The sequence below is a fragment of the Leifsonia sp. KNZ12-8B genome (assembly GCF_056755495.1).
The window spans coordinates 1-5,491 of sequence record NZ_JBPGXM010000179.1 but is presented as its reverse complement, the minus strand read 5'-3'; the positions used below and the strand labels follow the sequence as shown (position 1 = coordinate 5,491).

Annotated in this window: 3 protein-coding genes; 2 read left to right on the top strand and 1 reads right to left on the bottom strand. The window is 71.3% G+C overall.

What is annotated here, in order from left to right; all coding sequences use genetic code 11:
* Positions 1 to 153 precede the first annotated feature (153 nt).
* Positions 154 to 1,059, top strand: a complete 906-nt coding sequence (locus tag ACR9ZG_RS17640; protein ID WP_481286149.1) for a hypothetical protein — start codon at positions 154 to 156, stop codon at positions 1,057 to 1,059.
* 10 nt (positions 1,060 to 1,069) lie between these two features.
* Here the strand turns inward: ACR9ZG_RS17640 and nhaA are convergent, their stop codons facing one another.
* Entirely contained in the window at positions 1,070 to 2,944 is a 1,875-nt protein-coding gene (gene nhaA, locus ACR9ZG_RS17635; RefSeq protein WP_481286148.1) for a Na+/H+ antiporter NhaA, read from the bottom strand.
* Positions 2,945 to 3,130: 186 nt separating this feature from the next.
* On the opposite strand from nhaA, the gene ACR9ZG_RS17630 reads away from it, so the two are divergent.
* Positions 3,131 to 5,491: M1 family metallopeptidase (locus ACR9ZG_RS17630; protein ID WP_481286147.1), on the top strand; the 2,361-nt coding region annotated here is incomplete at its 3' end.

Sequence of the window (5,491 nt, the reverse complement as noted above, 5' to 3'; positions counted from 1 at the left end):
CCACCTGTTCTACGTCGCCCGGCGCGCGGAGCAGGGCGACGCCGCGGCGCTGGCCGCGGCGACCGAGCTGGGGCGAGGGCTGTCGACGGATGAGGCGGTCGCGGAGGCGGTGGCGGTCGCGGAGGCGGCGGCGGCCGCACCGGGGAGGGAGTCGTGACCCGCGGCACCGGCGCAGCCTCCGCGGCGACGGCGGCCGGCGTGGAGGGCACGGACCGCATCCTGCTCTACACGCGGATCGTGGGGGCGGTGATCGTCCCGTTCCTCGTGGCGGCGGTGATCATCCTGTACCCGTTCGCCGACCGCACGGGCGAGCTCTTCGCGTGGACGATCCTCCCGCCCATCACCGCGATGCTGCTGGGCAGCGCGTATGCGGGCGGGATCTGGTTCTTCGTGCAGGTGGTGCGGTCAGGGCAGTGGCACACGGTCCGGCACGGCTTCCCGGCCGTGCTGCTGTTCTCGGTGCTGCTCGCGGCTGCGACGTTCCTCCACTGGGAGAAATTCCATCACGGGCATATCTCGTTCATCGTGTGGCTGACGCTCTACGTCACCACGCCGTTCCTCGTGCTCGCGGCGATGATCGTGAACCGCCGGGAGGACACGGGCGCGCCCGCGGATCCGGAGGCCTCCCTCCCGGCGTGGGTGCGGGCCGTCTTCGCGCTGATCGGCATCGCGGCGCTGCTCTGCGGGCTGTGCCTGTTCTTCGCCCCGGCGCTCGGCATCGACCTCTGGGCCTGGAAGCTGACCCCGCTGACGGCCCGCGTCGTCGGCGCGGTGCTGACCCTCCCGGGCATGGTCAACGTGTGGATGCTCGGCGACCCGCGCTGGTCGGCCTTCCGCCGCATCGTGCAGGCCGAGCTGATCAGCCTGGTGCTCATCCTCGTCGCGCTGCTGCTGCGCGGCGGCGAGCTGCTGTGGGACCGGCCCGCCGCGCCCCTCCTCGTCGCTGGGATGGCGTGCTCGCTGCTGATCTTCGCGGCGGTGTACGTGTGGGGCGAGACGCGGCTCGATCGAGTCGGCAGGACACGCCGCCCGCCGGGCGGCGGAGACGGCGCATCCTGACAAGTCGGTGTCAGCGGGTGGGGTCGGGGACCGTCTCCTGCAACGCGCGGATGAGGGACTGCGCGTCGTACGGCCCGATGTGCCGCCGGCCGTTGATGTAGAAGGTCGGCACGGCGGTGATGTCCATCGCCTCGGCGTCGAGCATGTCGTCGCGGACGCGCGCCGCCACCTCCGGCGAGCTGAGATCGCGCTCGAAGCGGTCGAGGTCGAGGCCGAGGTCCTCGGCGCGGCGCAGGATGTCGGACGGGAGCTGGTTCTCCTGATCCGCGAACAGGCTGCGCTCGAACTCGAAGAACTTCCCCTGCTTCGCCGCGGCCTCCGACGCCTCCGCCGCCGCCAGTGCGTTCGGGTGGTACCGGGTCAGCGGGGCGTGCCGCCAGACGTAGCGGAGACTGTCGCCGAGCTCGCGGCTCACCTCCTGCACCGAGCCGGTCGCCTTCAGGCAGAAGCCGCACTGGAAGTCGCCGTACTCGACGATCGTCAACGGCGCATCCGGGTCGCCGAACAGGTGGTCGCGCGCCGGGTCGACCGGGCGGACCAGGGTGAGGCCGGCCTCCTCGCGCGGGCGCACGGCATCGGAGATGCGGAAGATGAGGGTCGCGATGACGAGCGCGACGACCGTGGCGGCCAGCACGCCGACGCGGGCGGCGTTCTGCGCGGTCTCGTCCTGGATCGCCAGGTCGACGATGAAGAGCGAGATGGTGAAGCCGATCCCGCACAGCGCCGCTCCCCCCGCGAGCCGGTCGACCGTCAGACCGGGGCCGAAGTCGCCGATGCGGAACACACGCAGCAGCGCCGTCGAGCCGAAGACGCCGACGAACTTGCCGACGACGAGACCGGCGAGCACGCCCCACGCCAGCGGCGAGGCGATCGCACCGAGGAGGATGTCGCCGTCGAGGCGGACGCCCGCGTTCGCGAGCGCGAACAGCGGGAGGACGACGTATGCCACGTACGGCGACCACGCCGACTGCAGGCGCTCGTTGATGGAGATGGACTCGCGCAGGCTGTTCGCGGCAGCCCGCGCGTACTCGGTGTTGGGCGACTGCCGGAACGTGCGGGCCAGGTCGAGCGCGTGCTCGACGTCGCGCCGGTTCGGCCGGTACACCGGGATCAGCAGCGCCATCGCGACGCCGGCGAGCGTCGGGTGGACCCCGGAGGCGAGGAACGCCAGCCACACGACGATCGCGAGCGTCGCGTAGACCGGGCCGCGGCCTCCACGCAGGTAGCGGGTGAAGTACACGCCCACCAGGCCGACGGCCGCCACGATCAGCGGCAGCGGGTTGAAGTGGTCGGTGTACACGAGCGCGATGATGCTCAGCGCGCCGATGTCGTCCACCACGGCGAGCGCCAGCAGGAAGATGCGCAGGCGGCCGGTGGCATGCGGTCCGATCAACGCGAGGGCGCCGACGAGGAAGGCGGTGTCGGTCGAGATGACGACGCCCCAGGCGTGCTCGTAGCCGGTGCCCATCACGAACAGCAGGAAGACGAGCGCCGGGACCGCGAGCCCGAACAGCGCGGCCACCACCGGGACGACGGCCCGCGACCAGCTCGTCAGCTCGCCGATCGCGAACTCGCGCCGCACCTCCAGGCCCACGGTGAAGAAGAAGATCGCCATCAGCGCGTCGTTGACGAGCGAGTGGAGGGTGAAGTCGAGCTGCAGGTCGCCGAGGCCGAGGGTCAGGTGCGTCTCCCAGAACCGCTCGTAGCCCGTGTACGAGATGTTGGCCCACACGATCGCGATCAGGGTGGCGGCGACGAGGAGCAGCGCGCCGAGCCGGCTGCGGCCGACGGCGAGGAAGCGATCCTTCAGCGAGGGGCGGCGCTGCGTCGACCGACCCGTCTGCTGGGGGTCGGGAGATCGCTGGATGATGGTGAGCTGGGTCACGGGATCCTCCGGTCGGGTGTGGCTTCTATCTCAGCGCTTTTGCGAACGCAGCGCCAGTGGACCTGACGCGTCGCCGCACCGGACTCACGCCCGAAACAATCGGCGGCTAGGGTTCACGCACCGGCACCCGCATCACATCCGGTATCCCGACTGTTCACCAGAGACTCAGCACCAGGAGGCCCCTCCATGCGTTCGAGACACCACGACCGGCGCAGCGGCCGGCGTGCCGCCGCCGTCGTCGCCACCGCGGCGATCGTCGCGGCCGTGCAGCTGCCGCTGGCGGCGCCGGCCACCGCCGCTCCCGCGCCCGGCGCGCCCACGATCGGCGACTCGCTGTTCACCGGCATCGGCAACGGCGGCTACGACGTGAAGCACTACGACGTCGCGATCACGTACAACGACGACAAGACCATCACCGCCACGACCACCATCACCGCCACGGCGACGCAGGAGCTGTCGGCGTTCTCGCTCGACCTGGAGGGGCTCACCGTCGACTCGGTGCTGGTCAACGGCGCGCCGGCGGCCGGGTACACGCGCAGCATGAACCCGGCGACCTCCTCGTACAAACTGAACATCAGCCCGGTGGCCGCGCTGACCGGCGACTTCACCGTGACGGTCGCCTACTCCGGCTCCCCGGTCACCCACACCGACCCCGACGGCTCGAGCGAGGGCTGGGTGCTGACCAGCGACGGCTTCACCGCCCTCGGCCAGCCGGTGGGCAACATGACCTGGCTGCCGAGCAACAACACCCCGGCGGACAAGGCCACCTACGACATCGCGATCACGGCGCCCAACACGATCGGCGGCGCGTCCGCCGCGGCGGTGAGCAACGGCCAGCTGGTCTCGGCGACCGCCGTCGGCGACGGCAGCCGCACCACCTGGCACTGGCAGCAGAACAAGCCGATGGCGACCGAGCTCGCGATGATCTCGTACGGCAAGTACCTGACCTACGAGTCGGACATCGCTCTCTCGAGCGGGCGCACCATCCACGAGTGGACGTTCGTCGACCCGGCGGTCACGACCGCCAACCAGACGACGATCCAGACCCGGCGAGCGGCCCTGCCGGAGATCCTGACTTACCTGGAGGGCAAGTACGGCGCGTACCCGGGCGACAGCACCGGCTTCGTGGTCGACATCACCAGCCTCGGCTATGCGCTGGAGACGCAGGACCGGCCGTACTTCGAGCGTTCGGTGGGCCTGTCCACGTTCATCCACGAGCTGGCGCACCAGTGGTTCGGCGACTCCGTCTCGCCGAACGACTGGAACAGCATCTGGCTGAATGAGGGGCCGGCCACCTTCATCCCGACGCAGTACGCATTCGACCACCGGACGTCGGCGGACTCGACGGCCACCACGTACTTCAACGCGTGGAACACGACGGCGAGCACGAACGCGCGCTGGGCGATCCCGCCGGCGGCGATGACCGACCCGGCCGACCTGTTCGACTGGCAGGTCTACAACCGCGGCGCCATGACGCTGGAAGCGCTGCGCCAGGCGATCACGCCCTCCGTCTTCGACACCGTGATGAAGACGTGGACGACGCGCTACGCCGGCCAGAGCAAGGGCACCGAGGACTTCATCGCGCTGGCGGAGGAGCTCTCGGGCAAGGACCTCACCGCGTTCTTCCAGGACTGGGTGTATGACGCCGACAAGCCCGCGTGGCCGGCGACCTCGACCGTCTCGCTGGCCTCGACCCCGGCCTCGGGCGAGGTGAAGCCGGGTGACACCGTCACGTACACGCTATCGACCACCAACACGGGACAGGTCCCGCTCACGCGAGCGACGGTCGCGGTGGATGTCGCGGACGTGCTCGACGACGCCGCCCTCGCCACCGTGCCAGCCGACGCGAGCTTCAGCGGCTCGACGGTCACCTGGTCGGTGCCGTCGCTCGCCCTCGGAGAGTCGGCCACGACGACCTTCACGGTCACGGTCGCGGCAACGTCGTCGGGCGGCACCCTGGCGGCGACCGCGGCGGGCGGCGGGCTGGGTGTGACCTGCGCCTCCTGTACCTCCACGCTGACGACGCCGGTGATCCCGCCGGCGCCGATCACGGAGGCCGACCTCACCGACGCCACCCGCAACGGCGTCGCGGTGTCGCCGGAGACCATCGCGCCCGGCGCGACGGTCACCGTGACCTTCCCCGACGCGTCGCACGACGGTTCGCAGGTCTCCGCGCTGCTGTTCTCGGCGCCGCGCACCGTCGCCACGGCCACGGTCGCCGGGCGGGAGGTCGTGGTCACGATCCCGGCCGACTCCGCGCTCGGCGCGCACAAGCTCGCGCTGGTGGACGGAGCAGGTGCGCTGCTCGGCTGGGACGACGTCACGGTCGCCGCGGTGTCGGGTGGAGACCCGGGCGGCGGGGACGGCGGCGGTGGTGGTGGTGCCGGCGCCGGTGGTGCCGGGGCCGGGGCGGGGACCGCGGGTTCCGGGGCCGGCTCGGCGTCGGGCGGCGTCTCCGGTGACGCGCTCGCCAGCACCGGCTCGTCGGTGGCCGGACCGGCGATCGCGGCCGGCGTGCTGACGGTGCTCTGTCTCTTATACACATCT